Source organism: Aquipluma nitroreducens (genome assembly GCF_009689585.1).
GTDB classification, from domain to species: Bacteria; Bacteroidota; Bacteroidia; order Bacteroidales; family Prolixibacteraceae; genus Aquipluma; species Aquipluma nitroreducens.
This window is the reverse complement of record NZ_AP018694.1, coordinates 5,686,374-5,712,279: the sequence shown is the minus strand read 5'-3', so window position 1 is coordinate 5,712,279 and position 25,906 is coordinate 5,686,374. Positions and strand designations below refer to the sequence as shown.

The 25,906-nt window shown below is 37.0% G+C and carries 21 protein-coding genes; 11 read left to right on the top strand and 10 right to left on the bottom strand.

The annotated features are described in order from the left end of the window. Positions 1-59 precede the first annotated feature (59 nt). Entirely contained in the window at positions 60-1,319 is a 1,260-nt protein-coding gene (locus AQPE_RS23840; RefSeq protein ID WP_318348983.1) for an MlaD family protein, read from the bottom strand. A 94-nt stretch (positions 1,320-1,413) separates the two neighbouring features. After that, on the bottom strand, positions 1,414-2,670 hold the full coding sequence (locus AQPE_RS23835) for an N-acetylmuramoyl-L-alanine amidase family protein (protein WP_318348982.1): 1,257 nt from the start codon (positions 2,668-2,670) through the stop codon (positions 1,414-1,416). A gap of 136 nt (positions 2,671-2,806) precedes the next feature. Between AQPE_RS23835 and AQPE_RS23830 the strand changes: the two genes are divergently transcribed. Together AQPE_RS23830 and AQPE_RS23825 are read left to right on the top strand one after the other, a co-directional pair. Continuing rightward, positions 2,807-5,470, top strand: a complete 2,664-nt coding sequence (locus tag AQPE_RS23830) for a putative LPS assembly protein LptD (protein WP_318348981.1) — start codon at positions 2,807-2,809, stop codon at positions 5,468-5,470. 232 nt (positions 5,471-5,702) lie between these two features. Continuing rightward, a complete protein-coding gene (locus AQPE_RS23825) occupies positions 5,703-6,785 on the top strand; it encodes a response regulator (protein ID WP_318348980.1) in 1,083 nt (360 codons plus the stop codon). 70 nt (positions 6,786-6,855) lie between these two features. On the opposite strand, the gene AQPE_RS23820 is transcribed toward AQPE_RS23825, so the two are convergent. The 4 genes from AQPE_RS23820 to mnmD form a co-directional block, all read right to left on the bottom strand. Continuing rightward, positions 6,856-7,227, bottom strand: coding sequence for a DUF3127 domain-containing protein (locus AQPE_RS23820; RefSeq protein ID WP_318348979.1), 372 nt, complete (start codon positions 7,225-7,227; stop codon positions 6,856-6,858). Between the two features lie 82 nt (positions 7,228-7,309). Continuing rightward, complete coding sequence (locus tag AQPE_RS23815; RefSeq protein ID WP_318348978.1) at positions 7,310-8,020, bottom strand: FKBP-type peptidyl-prolyl cis-trans isomerase; 711 nt, start codon at positions 8,018-8,020, stop codon at positions 7,310-7,312. A 21-nt stretch (positions 8,021-8,041) separates the two neighbouring features. Then, positions 8,042-8,653, bottom strand: a complete 612-nt coding sequence (locus AQPE_RS23810; protein WP_318348977.1) for an FKBP-type peptidyl-prolyl cis-trans isomerase — start codon at positions 8,651-8,653, stop codon at positions 8,042-8,044. A gap of 59 nt (positions 8,654-8,712) precedes the next feature. Next, entirely contained in the window at positions 8,713-9,381 is a 669-nt protein-coding gene (gene mnmD / locus AQPE_RS23805) for a tRNA (5-methylaminomethyl-2-thiouridine)(34)-methyltransferase MnmD (RefSeq protein WP_318348976.1), read from the bottom strand. Between the two features lie 71 nt (positions 9,382-9,452). Between mnmD and AQPE_RS23800 the strand changes: the two genes are divergently transcribed. From AQPE_RS23800 to AQPE_RS23775, 6 genes are all read left to right on the top strand, one after another. Beyond that, positions 9,453-10,067, top strand: coding sequence for an L-threonylcarbamoyladenylate synthase (locus AQPE_RS23800; RefSeq protein ID WP_318348975.1), 615 nt, complete (start codon positions 9,453-9,455; stop codon positions 10,065-10,067). Positions 10,068-10,159: 92 nt separating this feature from the next. After that, positions 10,160-10,771: a hypothetical protein gene (locus AQPE_RS23795; RefSeq protein ID WP_318348974.1), complete on the top strand. Its 612-nt coding sequence runs from the start codon at positions 10,160-10,162 to the stop codon at positions 10,769-10,771. Between the two features lie 160 nt (positions 10,772-10,931). Then, entirely contained in the window at positions 10,932-11,651 is a 720-nt protein-coding gene (locus AQPE_RS23790) for a head GIN domain-containing protein (RefSeq protein WP_318348973.1), read from the top strand. Positions 11,652-11,940: 289 nt separating this feature from the next. Beyond that, positions 11,941-12,675, top strand: coding sequence for a GTP cyclohydrolase I FolE (gene folE, locus AQPE_RS23785; protein WP_318351339.1), 735 nt, complete (start codon positions 11,941-11,943; stop codon positions 12,673-12,675). A 133-nt stretch (positions 12,676-12,808) separates the two neighbouring features. Continuing rightward, positions 12,809-13,009, top strand: a complete 201-nt coding sequence (locus AQPE_RS23780; RefSeq protein WP_318348972.1) for a YwbE family protein — start codon at positions 12,809-12,811, stop codon at positions 13,007-13,009. A 3-nt stretch (positions 13,010-13,012) separates the two neighbouring features. Beyond that, positions 13,013-13,654, top strand: coding sequence for an MOSC domain-containing protein (locus tag AQPE_RS23775; RefSeq protein WP_318348971.1), 642 nt, complete (start codon positions 13,013-13,015; stop codon positions 13,652-13,654). 457 nt (positions 13,655-14,111) lie between these two features. Here AQPE_RS23775 and AQPE_RS23770 read toward each other — a convergent pair whose 3' ends face one another. From AQPE_RS23770 to accC, 3 genes are read right to left on the bottom strand one after another with little or no spacing between them, the layout of a single operon-like run. Continuing rightward, positions 14,112-15,647, bottom strand: a complete 1,536-nt coding sequence (locus AQPE_RS23770) for an acyl-CoA carboxylase subunit beta (protein ID WP_318348970.1) — start codon at positions 15,645-15,647, stop codon at positions 14,112-14,114. An 11-nt stretch (positions 15,648-15,658) separates the two neighbouring features. Then, a complete protein-coding gene (locus AQPE_RS23765; protein ID WP_318348969.1) occupies positions 15,659-16,168 on the bottom strand; it encodes an acetyl-CoA carboxylase biotin carboxyl carrier protein subunit in 510 nt (169 codons plus the stop codon). A 13-nt stretch (positions 16,169-16,181) separates the two neighbouring features. Beyond that, positions 16,182-17,696: an acetyl-CoA carboxylase biotin carboxylase subunit gene (accC, locus tag AQPE_RS23760; RefSeq protein ID WP_318348968.1), complete on the bottom strand. Its 1,515-nt coding sequence runs from the start codon at positions 17,694-17,696 to the stop codon at positions 16,182-16,184. A 516-nt stretch (positions 17,697-18,212) separates the two neighbouring features. Between accC and AQPE_RS23755 the strand changes: the two genes are divergently transcribed. Together AQPE_RS23755 and AQPE_RS23750 are read left to right on the top strand one after the other, a co-directional pair. Continuing rightward, a complete protein-coding gene (locus AQPE_RS23755; RefSeq protein WP_318348967.1) occupies positions 18,213-20,831 on the top strand; it encodes a DUF5916 domain-containing protein in 2,619 nt (872 codons plus the stop codon). A 37-nt stretch (positions 20,832-20,868) separates the two neighbouring features. After that, entirely contained in the window at positions 20,869-22,206 is a 1,338-nt protein-coding gene (locus AQPE_RS23750; RefSeq protein ID WP_318348966.1) for an MATE family efflux transporter, read from the top strand. Between the two features lie 114 nt (positions 22,207-22,320). On the opposite strand, the gene AQPE_RS23745 is transcribed toward AQPE_RS23750, so the two are convergent. Beyond that, positions 22,321-24,000, bottom strand: a complete 1,680-nt coding sequence (locus tag AQPE_RS23745) for an Ig-like domain-containing protein (protein WP_318348965.1) — start codon at positions 23,998-24,000, stop codon at positions 22,321-22,323. A gap of 542 nt (positions 24,001-24,542) precedes the next feature. On the opposite strand from AQPE_RS23745, the gene AQPE_RS23740 reads away from it, so the two are divergent. Then, positions 24,543-25,619 (top strand): response regulator, encoded by a 1,077-nt coding sequence (locus AQPE_RS23740; RefSeq protein WP_318348964.1) that lies wholly within the window; start codon positions 24,543-24,545, stop codon positions 25,617-25,619. Positions 25,620-25,906: the final 287 nt, after the last annotated feature.

The window sequence follows — 25,906 nt, the reverse complement described above, 5'->3', positions numbered from 1 at the left end:
GCGCTTGCCAGTAAAGGGATGTAGCTAATTAAACAATAATAATAAGCATTGTTCGATAGTTAATTTGGCAGTTTCTTGATTGCTTTTTCAAGTTTTATCTTTCTTCCATTCTTAAATGCAACCAAAGTTGCATCCGGAAAATTGATTCTGGCAGTTTCGAGGAGTGCAGAAATCTTTTCAAAATCAGAAGATTTTCCAGCCATATAATTGTAAGTTTCACTAACCTTCATTTCCTCGATTTTACCCAAACCTTTAAAAAATGCTGATTCGGTTGATAATTTTGCCGGACTGGAAATCAAATGAACCTTGTAAATGATTTGATCCTTTTCATCAGGAGTTGATGGTTTTGCCGTAATGTAAACATCTTTACCAATGTTGAAGGCCGAAAAGTGCACATACCGCTTCGGATTATTCCGTACATCTTTCAATAGTAAATCAAGGCTACTTGATAAATTATTCAGATTTTGGTACAGGACAGGATCATTAATCAGTAAACCAGCAGAGCTATCGGTTGTATTCAGTTTTTGAATGATCTTATTGATTCCGGCAACTGATGAACTAATTTCAGCAAAAACCGGACTAATATTCAGTTTAGAAAGTGAATCGGATAGCGATGAGAAGTTTTTAACAATGTTGGTTATCTGTCCCGAATTTTGATTAATCTTTGTGGTAATGCTATCCAGATTGGTTACAATCGAGTTAATTTTTCCGCTGCCTATTATTTTATTCAGTTCAGCTGATGCCGATTCGATGTTCGCTACAGTTCTATTGATATTTTCAAAACTTTCGGTCAGATTTGCTCTTGTTTTTTCATTAAAGACATAAGTAATCACGGTTAATGCTGAGTCTAACGATGCAATTAATTCTTCGGCTTTTTTCTTTAATGGAAGTACCTGCATACTTACCTGTTCTTTTAAATCTCCTTCCGTAGCCCCAGGGATGGTGTCATTGGGTTGATAATATTCGCCGGAATGTACGATCTCCATTTTGATGGATTTTGTTCCCATGATATCGCTGGAGACAATCTTCGCGGTTGAACCTTTGGCAATTTTATAATTTCCCTGTAAAGATAAGGTTACAAAAAGACGACCAGAATAGTCTTTCATCAGTTCTATGTCTGAAACCTGTCCAACCTGATAGCCGTTGATCGTAATTGAACTTGACTTGAGTAGTCCATCGATTTTATCGTAAACAACGTAATAATTGGTGTTTCGTTTTAATATGTCAATGCCTTTCAAAAAATTTGTGCCCCAAACAAGGATGGCTAAACAGGCTATAACTAAAAAGCCCAATTTGGTGTATTTCGAAATCTTAATCATTTGTCCTGTAAATTTCTGTTTCCCTTATACAAAGCTATGCAGCATTAATCAGTTAACCAAATCGTTTTTATTCAATCGGTTTTTTCCTGATCTGTTAATTGGAGTTCGTATTGATGATAGTGCGTTTGCCATCAATAAAGTAGACAATAAATGCCTGTGAAAATTTCAATTTAATCTTTTGAAGTATTGGTGTTATATTTTCCATCGATGATTCTTTTCCGATGTAATACCGGTAGTATTTATCCGTTTTTTCTCTTCTGACCTCTTTTAATCCCTTGAAATTGTTTGCTGAAGGTTCTATTGGTATCGTATTAGCCCCAATTTGCACACTATAATAAACGTTGCTGCTTGCTAATTCATTGTCAGACAACGAATCAATCTTTACAATTGGTTCTGCAGCCGACTTGGTTTTTTCGGTTACAATCTTTTTTGCAGACTCTGACTTATTTTCAGTAGTCGTCTCTTCTGGACTAATTTCTTTTTTCTTTTCAGATAATGCAGTTAGTGCCGAAGTGTCTGGTTTTGTTGAAGAATTGGCCGTATGACGCGTAGAAGCCATTGTTCCTGAACTTTTAATTTTGAATCTTCGGAATGCGTCAAGAATTGAACTGGCAATTACATGTTGTCCTTCATCGCTCTTCAAATAATTGGCTTCAGCTTGATTACTCACAAAACCGGTTTCAACCAAAACACTTGGCATGGATGACTCACGCAGAACCAGGAATCCGGCTTGTTTTACTCCCCTGTTCGAACTTTCAAGTCGCGATTTGAATTGACGCTGAATATCATCTGCAAACGATAAACTTTGATCCAGATAATTATCCTGAACCATTTCAAACATGATGTATGATTCGGAAGAATTTGGGTCAAACCCTTCATAAGTTTGTCTGTAATTATCCTCCATTAAGATTACTGAGTTTTCTTTTTTGGCAACATCAAGGTTATCATTCGATCGGTGAAGACCTAATACAAAAGTTTCTGTTCCCCTGAGGGATGGAGTACCGCAGGTATTGGCATGAAGAGAAATAAACAAATCGGCTTTATTTCTATTGGCAATTCTGGATCGGTCGATCAATGGAACGAAAACATCAGTATTACGGGTAAAAACAACTTTCACATCCGAAAAATTTTCGGATATATATTTGCCCAACTTAAGTCCAATTCCAAGAACAACATCTTTTTCCTGAATACCCTTTGAGACTGCTCCCGGATCTTTTCCACCATGACCCGGATCGATTACAACAACCATTTGTTTACTATTTTCTTTAACAGTTGGCGCTGAAAAAGAATTTCCGGAGATGAAAAGACTGATTAGTAACAGTAATATATGCTTGAAATAGTAAAACTTCATCGTATTCAAGTTGAATGAACGTACAAAAATATAAATATTAAAATTATTTTACATTTCTTGACGTTTAGGTATAGACCTTATTTATATTTTTGCAAACCGAACAGCAAATGTGTTCATACTCTTATAAACTGTAGTTTTGATAAAAAATCTGCTTACAAATATATTATTTTTAGTTGCGCTTTCCTCGTTCGGTCAGCTGAATCAGAAATCCGATACGATTTCTGTAATTCCAGTTCTTGTTAATGATTCGACATCAATTCTTAGCAATGATTCAATTCCGGTTTTGCCGATTAAAGAGTCTACTGATTCGGTAGCTAAACCTTTGCTTGAGGCTATTATTACCTATTCGGCGGCCGATTCAATTATTCCTGATTTCGAGAACCAGAAAATGTACATGTACAAAAATGCGGTAATCAATTATCAAAATATTGAACTAAAGGCAGACTACATTATGCTTGATCTGGTCAGCAAGGAAGTTTATGCAGAAGGCTTACCTGACTCAACCGGGACAATTGTTGGAACTCCTGTGTTTAAAGAAGGTGATGAGGAGTTTGAATCGAAAACGATGAGGTATAATTTCGAAACACAAAAGGGGTTTATTACTGATGTGAAGACTACCCAGGGCGATGGGTTTGTACACAGTGATTTGACCAAGAAGATAAGTAAAGATGAATTTATCCTGGAAAAAGGTAAATATACCACTTGCGATGCAGAACACCCTCATTTTTACCTTCGAATGACCAAAGCAAAGGTTATCTCAAATAAGAAAATTATTACTGGTCCGGCTTATATGGTTCTGGAAGATTTTCCGATTTATTTTCCAATGATCCCTTTTGGATATTTTCCCAATTCAACAACTTATACTTCTGGTATTTTGATCCCGACCTATGGCGAAGAGCAAACGCGCGGATTCTTTTTGCGTGAAGGTGGATATTATTGGGCTGCAAGCGACCATTTTGATCTGGCTCTTCGGGGCGATATTTATTCGAAGGGATCGTGGGCAACAAAGTTGCATTCGAATTATAAGGTGAGGTATAAATTCAGTGGAAGTTTAGACTTTAGTTATAACCTAAATAAATATTCGGAACAACCATTGCCCGATGCCAGAACAACACGTGGATTTAGTCTGGCCTGGTCACATTCGCAAGATTCAAAGGCTAATCCCAATCGTACATTTTCTGCAAGTGTAAATTTGTCGACCAGCTCGTTTGACAAAGAAAATACTTATATGAATAATGCGACTTCGGTTCAGACTTATTTGCAGACTCAAAAATCATCGAGTATTTCGTATACGAAGAAATTCGAGAATAGCCCGTTCAATATGTCGGTAAACCTTCGTCACTCTCAAAATTCGCGTGATACAACGATTTCTTTGAGTTTGCCTGAATTGACATTCAATATGTCGAAGATTAATCCGTTTAAGGTAAAAAATAGGATTGGTCCAGTAAGATGGTACGAAAAAATCAGTTTCAGCTACTCGGGTAACATTAAAAACTCGATCTCGAATGTTAAAGAAAAGGACTTTTTGAAACAATCACTTATTAAGGATTGGCAAAATGGTTGGCAACATTCTATACCAATTTCTTTGCCTTCGTTTAATCTGTTGAAATATATTAATTTAAGCCCAAGCTTTAATTACTCGGAACGGTGGTATACAAGCTACATAAACAAACGGTACGATCCGAATAGTACCTACGTTTCGCCTCGGACAGATCATGTGATGATTGATACCATTTATTCGTTTCGCCGGAATTACAATTATTCTTACAGTATAAGTACATCAACCAATATTTATGGTATGTACACCATGCGTAATCCAAATTCACGCATCAAAGCAATCAGGCACAAGATCACACCTTCGGCTAGTTTTAGTTATACTCCTGATTTTGGTCAGAAAAAATTTGGATTCTGGGGTAGTTACATCGATGGTAGTGGAAAAGTTAATTATTACAACCACTTTGAAAATGGTGTCTTTGGTTCTGCCGGAATGGGCGAAAGTGGCGCAATTAGTTTCAATCTCAATAATAATTTGGAAGCCAAAGTGTTGGAGGTGAGCGATTCGATTGCCTCGAAGGATGAAAAGCCAAAATATAAAAAGGTTAAGATTATTGATATCAGTGCCAATACTTCGTATAATATGATTGCTGATTCGTTTAAACTGAGTCCGATTGGTATTTCGGCCCGAACGACAATTAAAGGTATCAGTGTTAATATGGGCGCCAATCTGAATCCGTATATGGTAAACTCGGCGGGTCGGGTTATTGATGAATATGTTTGGAGTCATAAAAACGGACTGAATAAGCTTGGCAGACTAACCAATGCCAATATGTCCTTCGGGATGAATTTTGATTCGAAAAAAGAAAAGCCGGCTGCAGAAACCGATAAAAACAAGAGTCCTGAAGAAAAAACAGTAAAGAGCGACGAACCTGAATATGTTGTCTTTAATATGCCATGGAGCTTTAGGTTTGATTATTCGTTTTACTACAATAAAACATACGTTTATAATAGTACTACCAAAATAGCGAAACCAACTACAACCATTAATCAAAGTTTAAACTTTGGCGGAAAGCTAAGTCTGACCGATAAATGGCAACTGGACATGAATACCAATTTTGATGTTCAGGCCATGAAATTTTCATTTACTACTGTAAATGTAAGCCGAACATTACACTGCTGGACGATGTCGTTTAATTTTGTTCCTTTTGGTGACCGAAAAAGTTACAGTTTTAATTTGTCGGCCAGTTCGGCAATCCTGCGCGACTTGAAGGTTTCAAAACAGAGTTCGTGGCGTGATAATTAAGGGCTGGGCGTTAAATGCTTTCAATTGATTCGTTTAATGGCCTCATTGAATTGTGATTGCAATGCGTTTTTTAGAAGTAAAATGATTCTTTGTTTGATTTTTAAATCAATAAATTTTGTTTAATTTAACTCAGAATAAAGTTGCTGTAATTTTAGAATTATTGTAATTGAGTTTTGCGTTAATCTGTGATGATTGCAGATCGGAAAATGAAATTTAGGAATAACAAAATTTTATGCAATTCCAAACGAAGATATTGATAATTGAGGACGACCAACAATTTGGTGTTACAATTCAGAATGTACTTGCTTTTAGTAAATATGATGTTTGTTTCGTTGATAATGGAGCCGCAGGCATACAGAAAGCATTCGAATATAATCCTGATTTGATATTGTGCGATATCAATATGGGGCCTTTGGATGGATATCAGGTTTACAAAGTATTAGAAGAAAGTAAAATTTTGAATAGGATCCCATTTATTTTCATAACCGGTAGTTCAGATTTGGAAGATATTAGGTATGGAATGTCACTTGGTGCCGATGATTATATCGTGAAGCCATTTAGTAATTCTGATTTATTAAAGACGATAGAAAGACGCCTCGAAAAGTTCAGGACGATCAGAGAGGATTCGCACCGTGAGTTTATTCGATTGTTCGATCTATCTCCGATTGGAATGTTGATTTTTGGCGGAAATAAAATTTATAAAGCGAATTCAGCATTCCGAAATTTACTAAATATCGGTAACGAAGATTTGACGAGTATTGGAATTGATCGGTTTATTGATTCTACTTCAATCGAGAAACTACAAGGTGCTATAACCCAATATATATCTGATAGAACCGAGATCTTCAACGGAATAGTAAAACTAAACCGAAAGAGTGGTGGTGAAATCCAAATGAAACTTGTTGTTTCAGAATTCGAAAAATTTTCAAATTACACACTGTTTATTGGGTTCTTTTATGCCGCTATGGAAGCTCATCCGGGAATGGATAGTGATTTGCTTATTGCTGAAGTAAATGGTCTGCTAAAACGCGAAAATATTAAAGTTACGGATGCGTTAGGTGAAAAGATTACGAACATCTTTAAACAAAAGAAGCTGAGTATACAAAATCATAAAAACACGTTCTTTACGGACAGGGAAAATCAGGTGTTATGTTTGTCAATGGAGGGTTTGCCGATTAAAAATATAGCTGACAGACTTTCAATATCAGATCGAACTGTTGAAAAATACCGGACCCGGCTTATGGAAAAAGTTGGGGCAGGTAATATGATTGAAGTTATAGTATTTGCATTGAAAAATGGTTTGGTCGAAATCTAAAATTGTGAAAACCTGAAGTTCTAAAAGAAAAAGAGGCAATATTCAATTTTGAATGTTGCCTCTTTTTCTTTTAGAAAGGTAAGTCGTTGCCCGAATCATCGCCTGGTTCCGGTGGAATATCTCCTGATGTAAATTCTGGCGGAAAGTTTCTAGCAGAACTGGCAGCTCCTGCATTTTCAATTTTCCATGCATTTATATTGTGGTACCATTTCCCATTGAAATCGCGCGATTCAAGCGAGAAAAATACTTCGATCTCTGTTCCTTCACTGATCCCGTCGATTAAGCTTATTTTATCGCCAAAAAGCGTAAAACATACTTTTTTAGGAAATTGCTCATTGGTTTCAATAACAAAATCTTGTTTTTTCCATTCTTTACCGGCTTTACTCACTCCTGATTCGAGCTTCAAAATCTGGAGTAGAGTGCCTTTTACCTGCATGCTCATAGTGTTTTTTGTATTTGTTAGCAGAAATAAAAACACTCTTGCATATTTGAATGCAAGAGTGTTTTACAATATGAAAGATTAATTACTTTTTTTCAATTTCGAGTAATTCAACTTCGAAAATAAGTGTTGAATTTGGTTTGATATCTTGTCCTGCACCTCTTTCGCCATAAGCTAAAGCTGCCGGGATGTATAATTTCCATTTAGAACCGACTGGCATCAGTTGTAATGCTTCTGTCCATCCAGGGATAACTCTGTTTACAGGGAATACAGCTGGTTCACCACGTTGAACTGAACTGTCAAAAACTTTTCCATCAATAGTAGTTCCGGTATAATGACATTTTACCTGATCTTCAGCTGTTGGTTTTGGACCAGTTCCGGCTTTTATTATTTCATATTGAAGTCCGCTGGGAAGAGTAACTACACCAGATTTAGTTTTATTTGACGCAAGAAATTCTTCACCAGCTTTTTGGTTTTTCTCACCTTCACCTTTTGAAGCCTTAGCAAAAAATGCCTGGATAGCAGCATTGGCTTTCTCTGGTTTAATCTGAACGGAGTCACCCGAAAATGCTTTTTCAAAAGCAGCAAGAATTATCTCTTTGTTCAATTGGTCTACTCCTGGAGCACTTTTCATTTGTTGCTTGTTATTTTCTCCGATGAGTACTCCAAGCGCATAACTTACCGAGTCATTGTTGTTTGTGAGTTTTATTTCACTTTTTTTTCCTGAGTTTTGGCATCCTGCTACTCCAACTGTTAATACAAGCGCTGTAGCGTAAAATAATGTTCTTAGCTTCATGTGTTATTTTTATATAATTAATTAAACAATTTCCAATAATTCAACATCAAAAATTAAGGTCGCATTGGGCCCAATCAAACCTCCGGTACCTTCTTCTCCATAAGCCAGATTAGATGGAATAAACAGTCTCCATTTGGCTCCAACAGTCATTAAAAGTAAAGCTTCAGCCCACCCACGAATAACCGCATTAACCGGAAAGATAGCCGGTTGTCTTCTCTCGATAGTACTGTCGAATACAGTGCCGTCAAGCAGGATTCCATGATAATCGCATTTTATCTGGTCATCAATGGTAGGTGATTTGCCGTAACCTTCCTTCAAAATTTTATATTGCAACCCTGATTCAGTTTCGACGACTCCCTCATTATGAACATTATTTAGGAGATATAAAAGTCCCTTTTCCAGGTTTCTATTCGCTTCTTCATCATTATTCGCCAACATGAATTCCTGTAAATTATGGTTTGCATCATCCATCGAAATTTTTGGCTTATTTCCGGCATATGTATCCTGAAGTCCGGCTAAAAATTGCAGAGAATTTATCTCTTTAACTCCCGACTGTATGAGATTGGACGAAATGGTCAACCCTAATGAATATGAGAACTCTTCTAATTTATCTTTGAACTGATAATCAGACATTAGCAATATTTGGATTTCAGGTTACGAATATAGATTATTTTTTATTAGTAGCGAAGTTCTTAAATAGTCTTTTTCCCTCTCAGTATTTCTTTTTTCCCAATGGGGCCCGGAATTCGCTCCATTAGAAAACCGGCTGCCGAAAATGCCCTTCTTACTGATCCTTTGGCGCAATAAGTTACCAGAATACCGTCTTTACTAACCGAGGAAGCCACTTCCCGAATAATTTCATCTGTCCACATTTCAGGTTGTTTCCCAGGGGCAAAGGCATCGTAATAAACCAGGTCAAATTGTGGTAACGAATTGAATTCAAATGATAATAGATCGGCATGAACTTTTTGTAGTGAAAATTCAGGAGAAATTTTAACTACTGAATTCCATTCTGCCCGATGTAATTTTTCAAATACATCAGAATATTCCGGGAAGATGTTTTCGGGATAGTTTAATTTCAGGTAGTCTGTTTCGGTTAATGGATATTTTTCAATGCTAAAGTAGTTAATATTTAGCAGTTTGCGGTTGCCATAAGCAAAGGTAAGATAGGCATTTAATCCGGTTCCAAACCCAATTTCAAGAATCGATATTTCTTGTTTTGGTACTTGAAATAGGCCCTGATTAATATATATATGCAATGATTCCTGAATTGCTCCATGTGTTGAATGATAATGTTCGTCCATTTCTGGTAGATATATGGTGTGTGAACCATCTTCGGTTACAACGAACTCTTTGTTCATATTTTATAAATTAAGTTAGAAACCGTGCCAAAATAACTAAATTTACACCGTAAGAAAATGGAGGTTTCAAAATGTTGTTAAAAATCTATCCTGAAAATCCAAACCCCAAAGATGTCCGACAAGTAGTTGAGGTGTTGAGAAATGGAGGAATTATAATTTATCCTACAGATACCGTTTATGGTTTGGGCTGTGATATAACCAACGCAAAGGCTGTTGAGAAAATTGCCCGATATAAGAATGTGCAAGTCGAAAAATCTAATTTTTCATTCATATGCAGCGACTTAAGTCATTTGTCAGGTTTCTCAAAGCCGGTTTCAAATCAGGTTTTTAAAATGTTGAAAACCTATTTGCCAGGTCCGTTCACATTTATATTGAATGCAAATAATAATGTTCCCAAATATTTCAAAGGGAAAAAGAAAACTGTTGGAGTTCGAATACCAGATAATTCAATTATCATCGAAATCGCGAAGGAACTTGGAAATCCGATTATGTCAACTTCAATCCATGATGACGATGAAATTATAGAATATTCAACAGACCCGGAATTGATTCATGAACGATTTTCTGATTTTGCAGATTTGGTAATTGATGGTGGATATGGTGACAACATTCCGTCAACCATTGTTGATTGTACTGAAGAAATTCCCGTAGTGATCAGGCAGGGAAAAGGTATTTTTGAAGAATAAAATGCAGCGTAAATTTAGGAAATCAGTCAAGTGTAAATTTGTATTGGATTCATCGAATCAAAAATCAAAGGTTTATTTTTGTAAAAAACGATATGGGCAATTCTAATCAGGTAAATTCAAGGTCAATAAATTTTTATGAGCGATATTCGAGCCATACTGATGCTCAGATTCTGGAAATCTTAAAGAATCAAAAGGATTATCAGGAGAATGCGAGAAATGCTGCCGTTAAAATTGCCATTGAACGCCAACTGATTCACTCAGAGCAGGATTTGTTGGCTCCTGAATTTCAAAACAGTAGAAATACTAGGTTAACCCTGTTTCCTCAAACGACAACTGCTTACCATTACCAACGTTTGGTCGGAAGTATTTTCCGTTTCTTGTATGTCCTGTCGTTTCCTCCCATAGTTTATGGTTTCCTCAAATACGCTGAAGGATATATTGATCAGACTATTTTGGGTGTTGGTATCGGCTTAGCTTGGTTCTTGCTAGTTGTTTTGTTTAAGAAATCGGAAAAGCCGGTTATTTTATTCCCGCTTTTTGGAATTTTAATTTTTGTTGGAGCAACTGTTAGCATTAAGATTGCGGAAAGTCACCCCATTCGAATTTTAGATTTCGTCATATTAATTATTGGCATGCTTTTGTCTTCTTATTTCTTGTTACTTGCGAAGAAACTAATTCAAAACAAACCAGCCCCAGAGGAATAATAATCAAAACAATCAGTTTTATTTATCTGAGTAAAGCGGGCTATTCCCTGAAAATTTCATTTCACCTAAGAAAATCAGCTATTCATCGAAAAGATAATAGCAGTAGGAACTCGTTTGTCTAGTTTTGATTCAGAAACAGAAAACTTTAAATCGAAAACTTATGTATCTCCTGCGATTAACCAGCCTTGTTTTTGCTCTTGGGATGTTGGTATCCAAACTTATTGCATCACCGGTTATGCCTGTTCAGCAGTCATGGGATGACACCAATACCCGAACTTATAGCATTCAGCCGTTTACAAAAATTTATCTGGAAGGCGCTTTTAAAGTAATTCTTGAACAGGGAACTCAATCTGGCTTAAGAATAAAAACCGATGAAGATAATTTTAAATACATTGATGTTCAATCGGATACTCAGTCGCTAAGTTTGAAAATTGTAAAAAAGCATTTCAATTTTGATGAATTAATTCTTTATATCACTTTTGCCGATCTCGAAAAGCTTGAAATTCAAGGTGGTATTAGTTTAGAAACGAAAGGATATGTCGATTTAAAAGATTTCTACCTCCATGTTGAAGGTGGAGCAACTGTTGAAATGAACATGAAAGCCAATAAAGTAAAGGTGATCGGGGAGGGTGGCGTAAAATTTGAGTTTGACGGTATTGCTGACGAACTTGATGCAACTATTTCGGGTGCCGGCTATTTGGATGCAATTGATCTTAAAACAAAAGATTGTGATATTCGAATAGAAGGAGTTGGCGCCGGAAGTGTTTATGCAACTGAATCATTGAATGCTACGATCAGTGGTTTTGGAAAAATAAGATATAAGGGTGAGCCTAAAGTATATAAGAAAGTTGAGGGAGTTGGTGTCGTTTCTCCCGATTAATGGTTTATTATTTTTGTGGTTGTGAAGACTGTCTGTCAGGGACGGTCTTTTTTTTGTTTACTTTCTTCACAAAATCTAAACTAAATATGACTTCAGGATGTTTAAATCCTAATTGAAGTTGAATAGATATTAAGAATATTATTTCGTTCAATTTTATATAACAATCACATAATTAGTGTTTTGATTTGTGTTGTTGAAATATTGTTTAAATAAATATGCTAAAGTTTAAACAAAAAATAAAATTTGCTGTTTTAGTGATATAAGCAATTTAATTTAAGGAGGTTTGAATATGAAAGTAAGTGGATTTTTAAAAACAGAAACGGCAAGGCCAAAATTGAATGGAACGCACTTGCCTCTAAATAATTCCAAAAATAACGGCCACGATCTGATTGGAGATAATCATGTTGCAACTTCATTGGAAACGCCTATGCGTGATGATGCTTTTTTGCTCAGCGATGACCAGAAAATGCTCTTAATTGAAGATAAGTTTCGTGAAATAATGGATGTTTTGGGACTTGACCTGAAAGATGATAGTTTAAATGGAACCCCGCATCGCGTTGCAAAAATGTTTGTCAAAGAAATATTTTCAGGACTCAATCCTGAAAACAAACCTAAAATTTCGGTGTTCGAAAACAAGTTCAAGTACGGCGAAATGTTGGTTGAAAAGAATATAAACCTGAATTCGACTTGCGAACATCATTTTCTGCCTATTGTTGGAAGGGCTCATGTGGCTTATGTGTCAAGTGGTCAGGTAATTGGTTTGTCGAAAATAAACAGGGTTGTCGATTATTTTGCACGGAGGCCACAAGTACAGGAACGCCTAACTGTTCAAATAGCCAATGAGCTGAAACGTATTCTTAAAACTGAGGACGTGGCAGTAATCATTGATGCAAAGCATTTATGTGTTTCTTCGCGCGGAATTCAAGATGAAGGAAGTTCTACAATAACTGCTGAGTACGGTGGTGTATTTAAAGATCCACTTCGCAAAGAAGAATTTTTAAAATACTTGACCTTGAATGTATAATTAGTCGTAGCAGTTTGTTTTTTATTTTGAAGAACGAAAGCCTTTCATTGGATTGGCTTTTGTTCGTTAATAAAGTTGCCTTTGTTTCGTTTGACAATATTTTTTGTTCTTTTGTGTGTATAAAAACTTGATTATGGACGGAAGAAAACGCTCTGATGTAAAGCCTGGATTATTGGTCAATATCGTACAGAAACATCACCAGAGAACAGGAGAACTGACTGAAGGTGTGGTGAAAAATTTGTTGACAAACTCAGCTAATCATCCGCACGGAATAAAAGTAAGGCTCGAAACCAGTGAGGTTGGGCGGGTTCAGGAGATTTTGGATGAGGAATAACCTATGAAAATCATATCTACCAACATAGCAAAGCCAACGACCATTGAATGGCAAGGTCAGAAAGTTGAAACAGGTATTTACAAATATGCCGTTAACAATCCAATTTTTTTAGGCTTTGAAGATGTGGTTAACGATCATGTTATTGATCGTCGGTATCATGGCGGATCTGACAAGGCTTGTTATTTGTATTCGGCAGATCATTATCCGTTCTGGCAAAATAAATACCCAAATCAGGATTGGAAATGGGGTATGTTTGGCGAAAATTTGACTGTGAGTGGATTAAGTGAATCTGAAATCAGGATTGGTGATCGCTTTCAAATTGGGGGTGCTGTTGTACAAGTAACCCAGCCCCGTCAGCCATGTTTTAAGCTTGGCGTGCGATTTGGTGATCAGTCAGTGGTTTCAGATTTTTGGACGTTGCCCTATCCGGGCGTATATGTTCGTGTTCTATTGCCGGGTGAAGTTAAAACGGGCGATGAAATAATCCGAGTTGAAAGCAACCCCGAAAGTCTTTCAGTAAGTCAGGTTTTTTCAATTTTCCACAGTAAGAATGAAAATCACGAATTGATGCAGAAAGCAATCGCTGAACCTTTCATTGCGGCATCTTGTCGTCGTAACATTGAAAAACTATTATTTCAGAGATGATTTCAGATCCTTAAGGATTTATATTTAGATTCCTGTAAGTATCATAAACTCAAATAGCCAGTAAAACTGACTTTATCGATTGGCTCGATGTTGATGTCTTAAAATCTGATCACGTGTTCGACTTCTGAATTTGCGGGTACTATTTCTATTGATGGCTTTTGGCGTATTACTATTGATGAAATAAACAGCTGCACCGATAATAAAGATAAATCCAAAATATCTCACTGGATCCGTAAGAAATGAAAAGATCAATATTCCGATAAAAACAAGACTCAAACCAATAGCGAATTGATAATTTTTAATGTTTCGGGTTTCCATAATAAACCTCCTTTTGCATGAAGTGTATTTGGTTTTACGCACACAAAAGCAGGAAGTTCTATTAAATTTGTAAACCAAAATAAAAGGCAAAAGGACATTACGAACATCCTTTTGCCTTTCTATTTTTACTTTGAGACTATTAGAGCGGAATATTTCCGTGTTTGCGTGGTAAATTCGACTTCCGCTTATTATGAGTCATATTCAATGCCTGAATAATTTTGTGTCGGGTATCCTGTGGTAAAATGATTTCATCAATGTATCCGAGTGCCGCAGCGCGGTATGGATTTGCAAATTTTTCGCGGTAATCCAAAACAGCATCAGCTTTTTCATTGTCCGATAATTTTCCACGGTACAAAATATTAATTGCACCATCTGGTCCCATAACAGCAATTTCAGCGGTGGGGTAGGCCATGTTTACATCTCCGCCAATGTGTTTGCTCGACATCACATCGTATGCGCCACCATAGGCTTTGCGGGTAATCAGGGTAATTTTAGGTACAGTAGCTTCAGCAAAAGCATACAATAATTTGGCTCCGTGTTTGATGATCCCTCCAAATTCCTGACCAGTTCCGGGCAAAAATCCAGGAACATCGACCAAGGTTACTAAAGGGATATTAAATGCATCGCAGAAACGTACAAACCGAGCGGCTTTTGATGAGGAATTAATGTCGAGTACTCCTGCAAGGTGAGCTGGTTGATTGGCAACAATTCCAATCGATTTTCCACCCATTCGTGCAAATCCAATGACAATATTTGCAGCGTAATGTGGCTGAACTTCCAGAAAATGCTCATCGTCAATTATCTTAAGGATGATGTCTTTAATGTCGTAAGGTTTATTTGGATCAACCGGAACAACTTCATTTAAGGAAGCATCAGTACGATCTTCAGGGTCCGTGCATATTTTAGAAGGTGGTTCTTCCATATTATTTGACGGGAGAAAACTCATCAACTCACGAACCATCATAAGTGTAGTTTCTTCGTCGCTTCCAGTGAAATGTGCAACTCCACTTTTAGAAGCATGTGTTATAGCACCTCCAAGTTCTTCTTTGGTAACATCTTCATGAGTCACTGTTTTGATCACTTCTGGACCAGTAACAAACATGTGACTGGTTTTCTCGACCATAAAAATAAAATCGGTCAAAGCTGGCGAGTATACCGCTCCACCGGCACAAGGGCCGAGTATCGCACTTATCTGTGGGATGACACCCGAGCAAAGAACATTGTTATAAAAAATGTCGGCGTAACCTGCCAGACTTTCAACGCCTTCCTGAATACGGGCGCCTCCAGAGTCGTTAAGGCCAATCAATGGCGCACCCATTTTTACAGCCAGATCCTGAATTTTTAGAATTTTATCGGCATTTGTGCGGCTTAAAGTGCCTCCAAAAACAGTAAAATCCTGAGCGAAAACATAAACCAATCGTCCTTCAATTTTACCATAGCCCGAAACCAGTCCATCTCCCGGAATTTTTTGTTTGTCGATACCGAAATCTGTTGCCCGGTGAGTAACCATTTTGTCAATTTCGTTAAAGGTACCCGGATCGAGAAGAATTTCGATACGTTCGCGTGCTGTTTTTTTGCCTGAACTGTGTTGCTTTTCAACTCGTTCAGTTCCTCCTCCTGATTCAGCCTGCTGATTAAGTAATTCAAATTGATCAAATTTGGCTTTTAAATCCATATGTTCTGATTTTAAACGATTTCTATTAATACTTGATTGGCATCAACGGTACTTCCTTCGTTGACATTAATTTTGGCAATCTTTCCGTCCTTTGGCGACTTATATTCACTTTCCATTTTCATGGCAGAAATAGTTATAAGCGTGTCGCCCAGCTTAACTTCGTCGCCCTGTTTAACCTGAATTTTAACCACTTTTCCTGGCATTGGAGAAATAATGGAGTTTTCAGAAGCCAGTGGTGATACCCCTGAACGGTTTCTTCGATAACGCGATTCAGCATCAATAATTTCAATGTTGTACGTATCGTATAAGGTATAAGCAGTATAAAGCTTCGGCTTTGTTTGCGGAACTAGCTCAATGTTAAACGAATGCCCGTTAGCCAGAATCGAAAATATACCTTCATCGTTGTGCATTAAATCGACCTGATATATTTTGTCATCAACTTTGATTTCGAGAAGGTTCTCAAATTGTTTTAATATTTCTACTGAAGCAATTCTTTTATCTATTTTTATTTCTATCGACATGTTTTATAATTGATTATAAGCGTTCAAAGTTTTTTTGGTAGGTGTATTTTTTCCATCGGTTTTGTGCAGGATACATTTCTTTTGAGGTCTGAGCAATGTTAAGCCTGTCGAGATATTCAATGTAGGACGCAATAATGATCATGTCTTCGCAATCGTCCGGACATTTTTCATCGGATAACAGAATACCTTTGTTTTTCTCAATAAAGTTGGTGTCGTAATTTCCACTTTTGAAGTCTTCTGTATCCATTATTCGTTCCAGAAACTTGATGGAAGTTTTCACGCCGGTTATTTTATACTCGTAAAGCGCTCTTTTCATTCGCGCGATTGCTTCATTTCTGTTTTCGGCCCAAACGATTAATTTAGAAATCATTGAGTCGTAGTGGATTGGAATTTCATATCCTTCATAAACATAACCATCTGTGCGGACTCCAAATCCCAATGGTTCAGTAATGTTGTGAATTTTGCCCGGATTTGGCATGAAATTATTTTCCGAATCTTCAGCATAAACGCGACACTCAATAGCATGACCCGATTGTCTTAGTTTTTCCTGAGTAAACGATAGTGGTTGACCTTCGGCAATTAAAATTTGCTGCTTTACCAAATCAATTCCGGTTACACGTTCTGTAATTGGGTGTTCTACCTGTAATCGCGTATTCATCTCCAGAAAGAAAAAATTCCGGTCATTGTCAACCAAAAATTCAATGGTTCCGGCACCTTCATAATTTACTGCGCGCGCTGCTTCCACTGCATATTCACCCATTTTTTTCCGAAGCTCTGTTGTCATCAGTGGCGAAGGTGTTTCTTCTATCATCTTTTGATGCCTGCGTTGAACAGAACATTCGCGCTCGAACAAATGAACGAAATTTCCGTGCTGATCACCTAAAACCTGAAATTCGATGTGGTGAGGTGATGAAATATATTTTTCAACATAAACGGCATCATTTCCAAATGACGATTTGGCTTCTGACCGGGCCGATCTGACCAACGAAACGATATCTTTTTCTTCAGTGATCAACCGCATCCCTTTTCCGCCACCTCCGGCAGAAGCTTTAACCATAACAGGAAGGCCAATTTTTCGGATTGTCTCCAGAGCATCCTTTTCTGTCTTAACACTTTCTGTGGTTCCGGGAACAACCGGAACACCTGCAGCAATCATGGTTAAACGGGCCTGGATCTTATCGCCCATCTGGTTAATAACTTCGGGCGAGGGGCCGATAAATTTGATGTCATTGTCGGCACATTTTCTTGCAAATACAGAATTTTCGGATAAAAAACCATATCCGGGATGAATGGCATCGGCTTTCACCTTCAAGGCAACTTCAATTATTTTATCCGCATTTAAATAGCTCTCAGCAGAAGATGCGGGACCAATATGATAAGCTTCGTCGGCGTATCGAACGTGCATTGAGGTACGGTCGGCATCAGAAAACACTGCTACAGTTGAGATTCCCATTTCACGGCAAGTTCGCATGATACGAATGGCAATTTCGCCACGGTTTGCAATCAAAATTTTATTAATTTTTCGCATGTCAAAGATGTGATTCAAACGATGAATATTTACACTAGGTTTTAAAACCGTGAAAAGTAGAAATTGTTTGCAGAAATGGGTTCTATCTTGTAATAAAAATGCAATTAATATATGTCAATGTCATTTTTATTTGTTTCTAAGTGATTTATGCCGAGTTGATTGTGATCTGACCTTGGATTGGCTTTTATTTTCCTATTCTCGAACCTTGATCTTCATTTGTTCAAATATTTAAAAAATGACTTTGTACATCTTTGATTGATTCAGGTAAACTATAGTTAGGTAAATGTGTTAAGTGGAGTTTTGATTCGAAAGTGTATTCAATCTGATCCAGTGTATTTATTTAAATAAAGGATGCCTGAAAAATCGTTCGCCCAAATTTTCAAACAATCAGTAAAGGTTGCCGATTCCAACCTGTAAATTAAACGGGAATAATTGTTGCCTTTTTTTGATAAAAATTAAGTTAACATATATGTATATCATTGTATTTGTTATATTTGCTGTTCACAAACAATTGATATGCGATTACGATCGGTCTTCTATTCTGTTCCATTTTTATTTTTTTCGATTATAGTTGTGGCTCAAACGCCCGAAAAATATAACCTTTCAGTTGATTCTACTGTAAATCGGCTTGCTGGAACTAAAAGAGTATATGTTGCAACAAGGATTAATAACAGACCCAAAATTGATGGAAAGCTAAATGATGCCTGCTGGAATACTGGTGTTTGGGCTGGTGGATTTACACAACAGATTCCTAATCAAGGAAAGTTACCCTCTCAAGACACTGAAATTAAAATTTTATACGATAATAATAACCTTTATGTGGGATTTAAGTGCTACGATAAAGGTCCGGGGAAAATACGACCAATTTTGAGCCGGAGAGATGAAATGGCTGGCGATATTGCTGGTATTGCTCTCGATTCGTATCATGATAAACAGACTGCCTATGAGTTTAATGTTGCAGCATCGGGGCAAAAAGTAGATTTAGTTCATTTGGGTGCATACAACTGGGATTTTAACTGGGATGCCGTTTGGGATGGAAAAGCAAGGGTTTCTGATTCGATCTGGACTTCTGAATTGGAGATTCCATTCAGCCAAATCCACTTTGCTCCAGGGAAAGAGCAAATATGGGGTATGCATATTTGGCGTTGGATCGACCGCTTTAACGAAGAAAGTCAATGGAAGTTAATACCAATTGATGCACCTGCAATGGTTTATCTTTTTGGAGAATTACGCGGAATTGAAGGTGTTAAACCGAAGACCAACTATGAGTTCCTGCCATATTTGAATACCCGTTTCAGTCCAAATACTGACCAGAAAAATAAAATGATTTACGGAGCTGGGTTGAATGGAAAAATTGGCCTGAATTCTGGCTTCACGCTCGATTACGCGTTTAATCCAGATTTTGGTCAGGTTGAAGCCGATCCCTCAGTGCTCAATCTAACCAATTATGAAGTTTTTAATGAAGAAAAAAGGCCTTTTTTTCTGGAAGGAAATACTATTCTCGATTATAGTATGAATGGAGATATGCTGTTTTACAGTCGACGGATTGGCCATGCCCCAAGCTATTACCCGGATCTGGAAGATAATCAAATCCTCTCAATATCAGATAATACTCCCATTTTAAGCGCTTTAAAATTGACCGGAAAAACCAAGAGCGGTTTATCTGTAGGCGTGGTACAAAGTATTACAGCAAAAGAGAATGCTACCATCTACACTGGTGATTCAAAATCGAAAATGGCAGTTGAGCCATTTACTAATTTTATGGTTGGTCGAATAAAACAAGATTTTAATAAAGGAAATACCGTATTAGGTGGTATGGTAACTTCAACATACAGGAATATTGACGATGATCACCTAAACTTTCTTTCCAAATCAGCTTTAGCCGGAGGAATCGACTTTCAGCATAACTGGAAGAAACGTAAATATTTTGTAGATTTTAAGGGGTTTTTTAGTGATATACAAGGCGATAAACAGGCAATTTCGAATTTGCAACTTTCGCCAGTGCATTATTTCCAACGAGTTGATGCCGACTATCTGGAGTATAATCCGGATAGAACAAGTCTTTCGGGATGGGGCGGTTTACTAAGTGGTGGAAAACGAAGTGGAAAATTCAGGGCAACTGGTTCTTTGAACTGGCGTTCTCCCGGTGTTGATTTCAACGATGTGGGATATTTGTATCAGTCCGATATGGTAAACGAACTGGTTAATCTGAAATATACTGTTAGTAAACCAAAGGGAATTGTGAGGAGTTACTTCGTTGAATTTGAGCAGGAGCACGATTGGAGTTATGGTTTCGAAAATACCCTTGATCGTTTAAAATTACATGGTTACCTTCAGCTAAATAACCTTTGGAGTGCACATCTGAACCTAAAAAGGTACTACAATATTTATGATACACGAGAGTTACGCGGTGGACCAAATTTGTACAAAGATGGTTATAATGACATCGAACTTTTTATACAAACAAACTCGGTAAAAAAATTCTGGACCGGATTGGGTCCAAGATTCAAATTCTTCTCCGATAAAATTTCGAGTACTTCTTATTTTACACTCTTTTTTAAATGGCAGATCAATGATCGGTTCAATATTACATCTCGAACTATACTAGATCACTCCATTGATCATCATCAGTTTGTGAGACAAGCAATCGATGTGATCGGAAATTCGCACTATCTCGTCGGTACAATCGATCGTAATACACTTTCTTCAACACTTCGTTTTGAATATTATATATCGCCTGAAATATCTATTCAATACTACGGAAATCCGTATGCTTCAACCGGAACCTATACAAATTTCAGGGAAGTTGCTGACGCATCTAATCAATCATTGGAAAAGCGTTACGTCAGTCTGGATAATTCTGCCTTGATAAACAATCGCTATACTTTAAATAGAAACAATGTTACTACTTATAACATTGCAAATCCCGATTTTAACTTTCAGGAGTTCCGGTCAAATTTGGTAGGACGTTGGGAATTCAGACCAGGATCGACCTTATATTTAGTTTGGACAAATACCCGTTCCAGTTATTCCGATCAATTGAATCAGTCGATTTGGAAGAGTTTTGGAAATATCATGAATGTAAAAGCTGAAAATGTATTCATGCTTAAATTTAGCTACTGGTTTTCTTTATAATTCCTTTTCTTTGTCCTGAATTTTTGAAATTAAAATAGTGAAGTTCTCCGACTATATTCCTGTTTACAGGAAAAATCTGACTTTGGCAATCCCTGTTATCTTTTCGCAACTTGGGCAGGTCACTGTTAATTTGGCTGATAATATGATGGTTGGGCATGTTGGCACTACAGAGCTGGCAGCGGCCTCATTTGCCATTAATATTTTTCATATAGGAATGTTGTTTGGCCTTGGTTTAACCCTCGGGCTTACCCCTTTGGTGGGTCAATCTTTTAGTGCCCGAAATAAAAGGAATACAGCTAGTTGGTTTAAAAATGGTGTATTGGTTTACTTTGCGGCCTCCATCGTTTTGAGCATATTTATGTCGGTGCTTGTTTTGTTTATGAACCGGATGGGACAAAGTGATGAAGTTGTTCAAAAGGCAATTCCATATTATTTGATTCAGGTTTCTTCCTTAGTACCGTTGATGCTCTTCTTTTCAGTTAAACAGTTCTTCGAAGGAATTGGAAATACTAAAATCGCAATGGTAATTACAATTGGAGCCAACCTACTCAATATCGGATTAAACTATGTTCTTATTTATGGGGAAATGGGGTTTCCGGCCTTGGGACTTAATGGTGCCGGTTATGCTACACTCATTTCCAGAATTATTATGCCCATTGTGTTTGTATTGATAATTTTAAAGCAGAAAGATTTTAAAGGTTATCTGACAGATGCTCTACATTCAGGATTCGAGAAACTAAAGATCAGAAGAATCATTTCAATCGGTCTGCCAATCGGGTTGCAAATGGTTATTGAAATTCTGGCATTCAGCCTTGGGGCAATCATGTTAGGCTGGATATCGAAAGAATCACTTGCTGGGCACCAGGTCGCCATCAGCATGGCAGCAATGACCTATATGATCTCTTTTGGGCTGGCTTCGGGCACGACGATACGCGTGAGCCATGCATTTGGAGAACACGATCTGAAAGAAGTTAAGCATGCTGTTTTCGCATCGTTGCATATGGTTATTGTATTCATGTCATTGATGGGAATTCTTTTTGTACTTCTCCGGAATCAAGTGCCCTTATTGTTTACATCCGATCCTGCTGTTATAAAAGTTGCCGCCGGATTGCTTATTGTTGGTGCTTTCTTTCAGATTTTTGACGGAATTCAGGTTGTTTTGCTCGGAGCCCTTCGTGGAATTGCCGATGTCAGGATTCCTATGTTTATGGCCTTTTTCTCCTACATTGTGGTGAGTCTGCCTATTAGTTATCTGTTAGCTTTTGTATTCAATTTCGGCTATTCGGGAGTCTGGATCGGTTTTATATTTGGACTTTCAACGGCTGCTATTTTATTTGGACTGAGGCTTAGAAATCAGATCCGTAAATTTAGTTAATTCTGCATGTAGCAAGAAAAGGCAACCCATTAAAGGGTTGCCTTTCTAAAGTTTTCAATATCATACTTAAAATTGATACGCTTTTAATAAGTTTGATGATTGACAATCCAGAAATTAATTATTAAGTCTTCCGGCAGCGATCCATGCCTTGATAGTTGCTTGTTCAGCAGCGGTTACACCCATTTTGGGGTACATCGATGAGTTATCAATCTGACTATTACTTAATTTTGAGACTGTAGTATAATTTGTTATGCTTATACCTGCAGTTGGACTGGTTGCACCGTGACAAGGCATACATTTACTTTGTAGAATCGGCAAAACCTCAGTTGCAAATGAAATTACCGGAGCTGTCGGGGCTGTAGTAAAACTCCATGTGTAATTGCTTGCAATTGCATTTCCAGCGGCATCTTTCGCTCCAGTTGTAATCGTTCCGGTATAAACAGTATTAGCTGCCAGTGCACTCGACGGAGTGAATGAGGCAGATGTTCCTGAATAAGCTACAGTTCCAGCAACATTTGTTGAACCCTGTTTCAATGTGAAGCTGGTTGTATTAATAGTAGTTGTATTCATCGCTTCACTGAAAGTTACTGTTGGGTGAGTGTTTGCACCCACGTTTGTAGCATTATTAGTCGGGAGAACTGAAATCACCGTTGGTGGAGTTACATCAACCGGAGCTGTCGGGGCTGTAGTAAAACTCCAGGTATAATTGCTTGCTATTGCATTTCCAGCGGCATCTTTCGCACCGGTTGTAATCGTTCCGGTATAAATAGTATTAGCTGCCAGTGCACTCGACGGTGTGAATGAAGCAGATGTTCCTGAATAAGCTACAGTTCCAGCAACATTTGTTGAACCCTGTTTCAATGTGAAGCTGGTTGTATTAATCGTAGTTGAATTCATCGCTTCACTGAAAGTTACTGTAATCTTGCTGTTTAATGCAATTGCTGAAGCATTATTTGTGGGAACAACTGATAGAACTGTTGGCAGAGTTACATCAGGACCACTTCCAACTGTTGTGAAGCTCCATGTATAAGTGCTTGCCGATTTATTATTATCATCATCTTCATCATCATCATCACTGCTACTTTTCGTTCCGAAAACAACTTTACCGGTATATACCAACTTTGCTGATAAAGCATTCGTTGGACTAAATGTTGCTGTTTTTCCTGAAAAAGTTAATGTACCAATCACAGCGGTTGTTCCTTGCCATAGGCTAATAGTTACTAATTTAGTCATCGATGATGTCATTTCCTGGTTAAATGTAACAGTAGGCTTGACATTTGTAGCTACTTCAATTGCACTTTTAAGAGGGGTTACCGAAACGACTGAAAGTGAATTGTTTTGCCGGTGCTTACCCGTTCTAAATGACCATGAATGTTCTCCAGAATCATGGTTGGAGGACTTTGGAGATTTGATCGTTGCAGTGTAGTCGGTTTCTGGTTTCAGATCTGTTGAGGGCGTGAAATTAATCGTTTTCCCTGATGTCGTTACAGTTCCTGTAACCGGAATGGTTCCTTCTTTTAAAATTAAAGTAGATGCTGATACATCTGAGGTACTTGCAGCACTTTTAAAGGTAACTGCAATAACCGGATTAATAACAACCGTATCAGCCTGATTGGCTGGAAATGTTTCTGCTATTGATACATTTAGATTTGGATCAGCAACAGTCTCATCCTTTAGTACTTCATTCGTACATCCATTAATAAAAACAGCTATTAAAACAATACTTAAAGCTGTACCGAAAATTCTGAAATAAACCTTGTTTTTTCTAATTTTTGGATTTTTTCTCTCTCTCATTGCTCTCATGTCTAGTTAAAAAATTGTGAAAAAACTATAAAATTGGTACCATCGACAAAACACTGATTGTCTAAAATTTATTGTAGTATTTGTCTTCCTATCAGCTATCTTTTAGTTTTATTAACATTTAATTTAGCATATGGAAAGATTGGTTGATTGCTTAAAATGTTGAATATTTGGTTTTTAAGTATATTTTCTTTTGACTTTGATCCTGAAAATCAATTCAAATGAAAATGGATAATCTTTTTTAGAAGTTATTATTCACATAATACAAAAGGATTGATAGGCAGATGGATTAAATAGATCAAAATTGGCTTGTCCGTTTTAATATCTATTTATAAATGTTCATAGCCAAATAAATTCAGCGCCAGATAAAAAAATATTATTCAGCATAAATTTATTGATTATCCATTTGATTGTTTTAACTTTAAGAATCAGAAAAAAACTACCCTGAATGAATGAGTTTGAACTATCGTACCCAATAAAGAATCAAATGGTTTGGTGCATTTGGTCGGGCTCAAATATCAAAATAGTACTTTCCAATGAAATTTAAAAATAAAATATTGGTCATCGATGATGACCCGATTCAATCAAAAATAATTCACGATATACTTACATCACAAAATTACGATGTTTGCCTGGCTAAAAATGGAGCAATGGGTATTCAGAAAGCATTTGAATACAATCCAGACTTGATTTTGTGTGATATTATTATGAATCCAATCGATGGTTATCAGGTATATAATGTTTTAAAAGAAAGTTCATTACTTGATCAGGTTCCTTTCATTTTTATTACGAGCAATTCTGATTTGAATGACATTCGACGTGGAATGATTTTGGGTGCGGATGATTATTTTGTAAAACCGTTTAAAAGTGAGGAGCTTATTATTACCATTGAAAAGAGATTAAGAAAATACCTAAAATTGAAAGAAATTGGTAAACGTGAGTTTAATACTGTATTTAGAATATCACCAAACGGAATTTTTCTTTTTGATGGAAATGCCATTATAAATGTTAATCCTGCTTTGATTGAAATGTTGGGTCTGAATTCGGATCAATTGAAATACAAGACAATAGAAGATTTTATAGATACGGTTTCGTATCTTAAAATTGAAGAAAAGATTAATCAGTGCTCAAAGGGAATACTCGATTCGTTCACGGAAAATGTATTTCTGAAAACTAAGGAAAAAGGATTGCTTGAAGCTTGTCTTCACATTTCTGTATACGAAAGGTTTTCCAGCTACTCCCTGATGCTAGGTCTTTTTACCCCAATTCAAGATAACAGCGATGAAAATGATGGGTTTTTATCTGGCGTTTTTGGAAAACTAAAGAAAGAAAAAATGGTGGTGAATGAATCTTTTGAAAGAAATCTGACTCAAGTATTAGCTCACCCAGATGTTAAAGTGGAGTGTCGGGGACATGGCTTCTTTTCTAAACGCGAGATCGAAGTACTTTGCCTTTCGATGGAAGGACTGCCGATGAAACAAATCGCCGATAAATTGTCGATTTCTGATCGCACGGTTGAAAAGCATCGTGCAAATCTCATGGAAAAGACCAACTCCAAAAATATGATTGAAGTAATTGTCTTTGCACTTCGTAATAATTTAATCGAAATTTAAGTTAGAGGAATGAAATAATGTCGTATATCTTATTGGTCAAAATCTTGACTCACCCCATCGCATCGTTCGACTGAGCTCACGTCGAAGTCTTCGATGCTTTTCCACTTTCTACGCGTAGAGAGGGGAAAAGCACTCCGCAAGGAGGGCTCGGGGTGAGTGAACTTAAAACACGACATTATATTGGTTTAATTACTTAAAATGATGATTAGTGTTTGATTTTCTATCAAATAATTTTCAACTACCTAAATAACCGTTAAAAGTTCAAATCTTTTAACGGTATTTTTTTG

Bases quoted from the DNA above. Each gene is read 5' to 3' on its own strand.
- AQPE_RS23795 (WP_318348974.1), top strand. From the start codon at position 10,160: ATGGGCAATTCTAATCAGGTAAATTCAAGGTCAATAAATTTTTATGAG.
- folE (WP_318351339.1), top strand. From the start codon at position 11,941: ATGAAAGTAAGTGGATTTTTAAAAACAGAAACGGCAAGGCCAAAATTG.
- AQPE_RS23745 (WP_318348965.1), bottom strand. From the start codon at position 24,000: ATGAGAGAGAGAAAAAATCCAAAAATTAGAAAAAACAAGGTTTATTTC.
- AQPE_RS23825 (WP_318348980.1), top strand. From the start codon at position 5,703: ATGCAATTCCAAACGAAGATATTGATAATTGAGGACGACCAACAATTT.
- AQPE_RS23770 (WP_318348970.1), bottom strand. From the start codon at position 15,647: ATGGATTTAAAAGCCAAATTTGATCAATTTGAATTACTTAATCAGCAG.
- AQPE_RS23740 (WP_318348964.1), top strand. From the start codon at position 24,543: ATGAAATTTAAAAATAAAATATTGGTCATCGATGATGACCCGATTCAA.
- AQPE_RS23780 (WP_318348972.1), top strand. From the start codon at position 12,809: ATGGACGGAAGAAAACGCTCTGATGTAAAGCCTGGATTATTGGTCAAT.
- AQPE_RS23835 (WP_318348982.1), bottom strand. From the start codon at position 2,670: ATGAAGTTTTACTATTTCAAGCATATATTACTGTTACTAATCAGTCTT.
- AQPE_RS23775 (WP_318348971.1), top strand. From the start codon at position 13,013: ATGAAAATCATATCTACCAACATAGCAAAGCCAACGACCATTGAATGG.
- AQPE_RS23790 (WP_318348973.1), top strand. From the start codon at position 10,932: ATGTATCTCCTGCGATTAACCAGCCTTGTTTTTGCTCTTGGGATGTTG.
- AQPE_RS23810 (WP_318348977.1), bottom strand. From the start codon at position 8,653: ATGTCTGATTATCAGTTCAAAGATAAATTAGAAGAGTTCTCATATTCA.
- mnmD (WP_318348976.1), bottom strand. From the start codon at position 9,381: ATGAACAAAGAGTTCGTTGTAACCGAAGATGGTTCACACACCATATAT.
- AQPE_RS23815 (WP_318348978.1), bottom strand. From the start codon at position 8,020: ATGAAGCTAAGAACATTATTTTACGCTACAGCGCTTGTATTAACAGTT.
- AQPE_RS23820 (WP_318348979.1), bottom strand. From the start codon at position 7,227: ATGAGCATGCAGGTAAAAGGCACTCTACTCCAGATTTTGAAGCTCGAA.
- AQPE_RS23800 (WP_318348975.1), top strand. From the start codon at position 9,453: ATGTTGTTAAAAATCTATCCTGAAAATCCAAACCCCAAAGATGTCCGA.
- AQPE_RS23755 (WP_318348967.1), top strand. From the start codon at position 18,213: ATGCGATTACGATCGGTCTTCTATTCTGTTCCATTTTTATTTTTTTCG.
- AQPE_RS23765 (WP_318348969.1), bottom strand. From the start codon at position 16,168: ATGTCGATAGAAATAAAAATAGATAAAAGAATTGCTTCAGTAGAAATA.
- AQPE_RS23840 (WP_318348983.1), bottom strand. From the start codon at position 1,319: ATGATTAAGATTTCGAAATACACCAAATTGGGCTTTTTAGTTATAGCC.
- accC (WP_318348968.1), bottom strand. From the start codon at position 17,696: ATGCGAAAAATTAATAAAATTTTGATTGCAAACCGTGGCGAAATTGCC.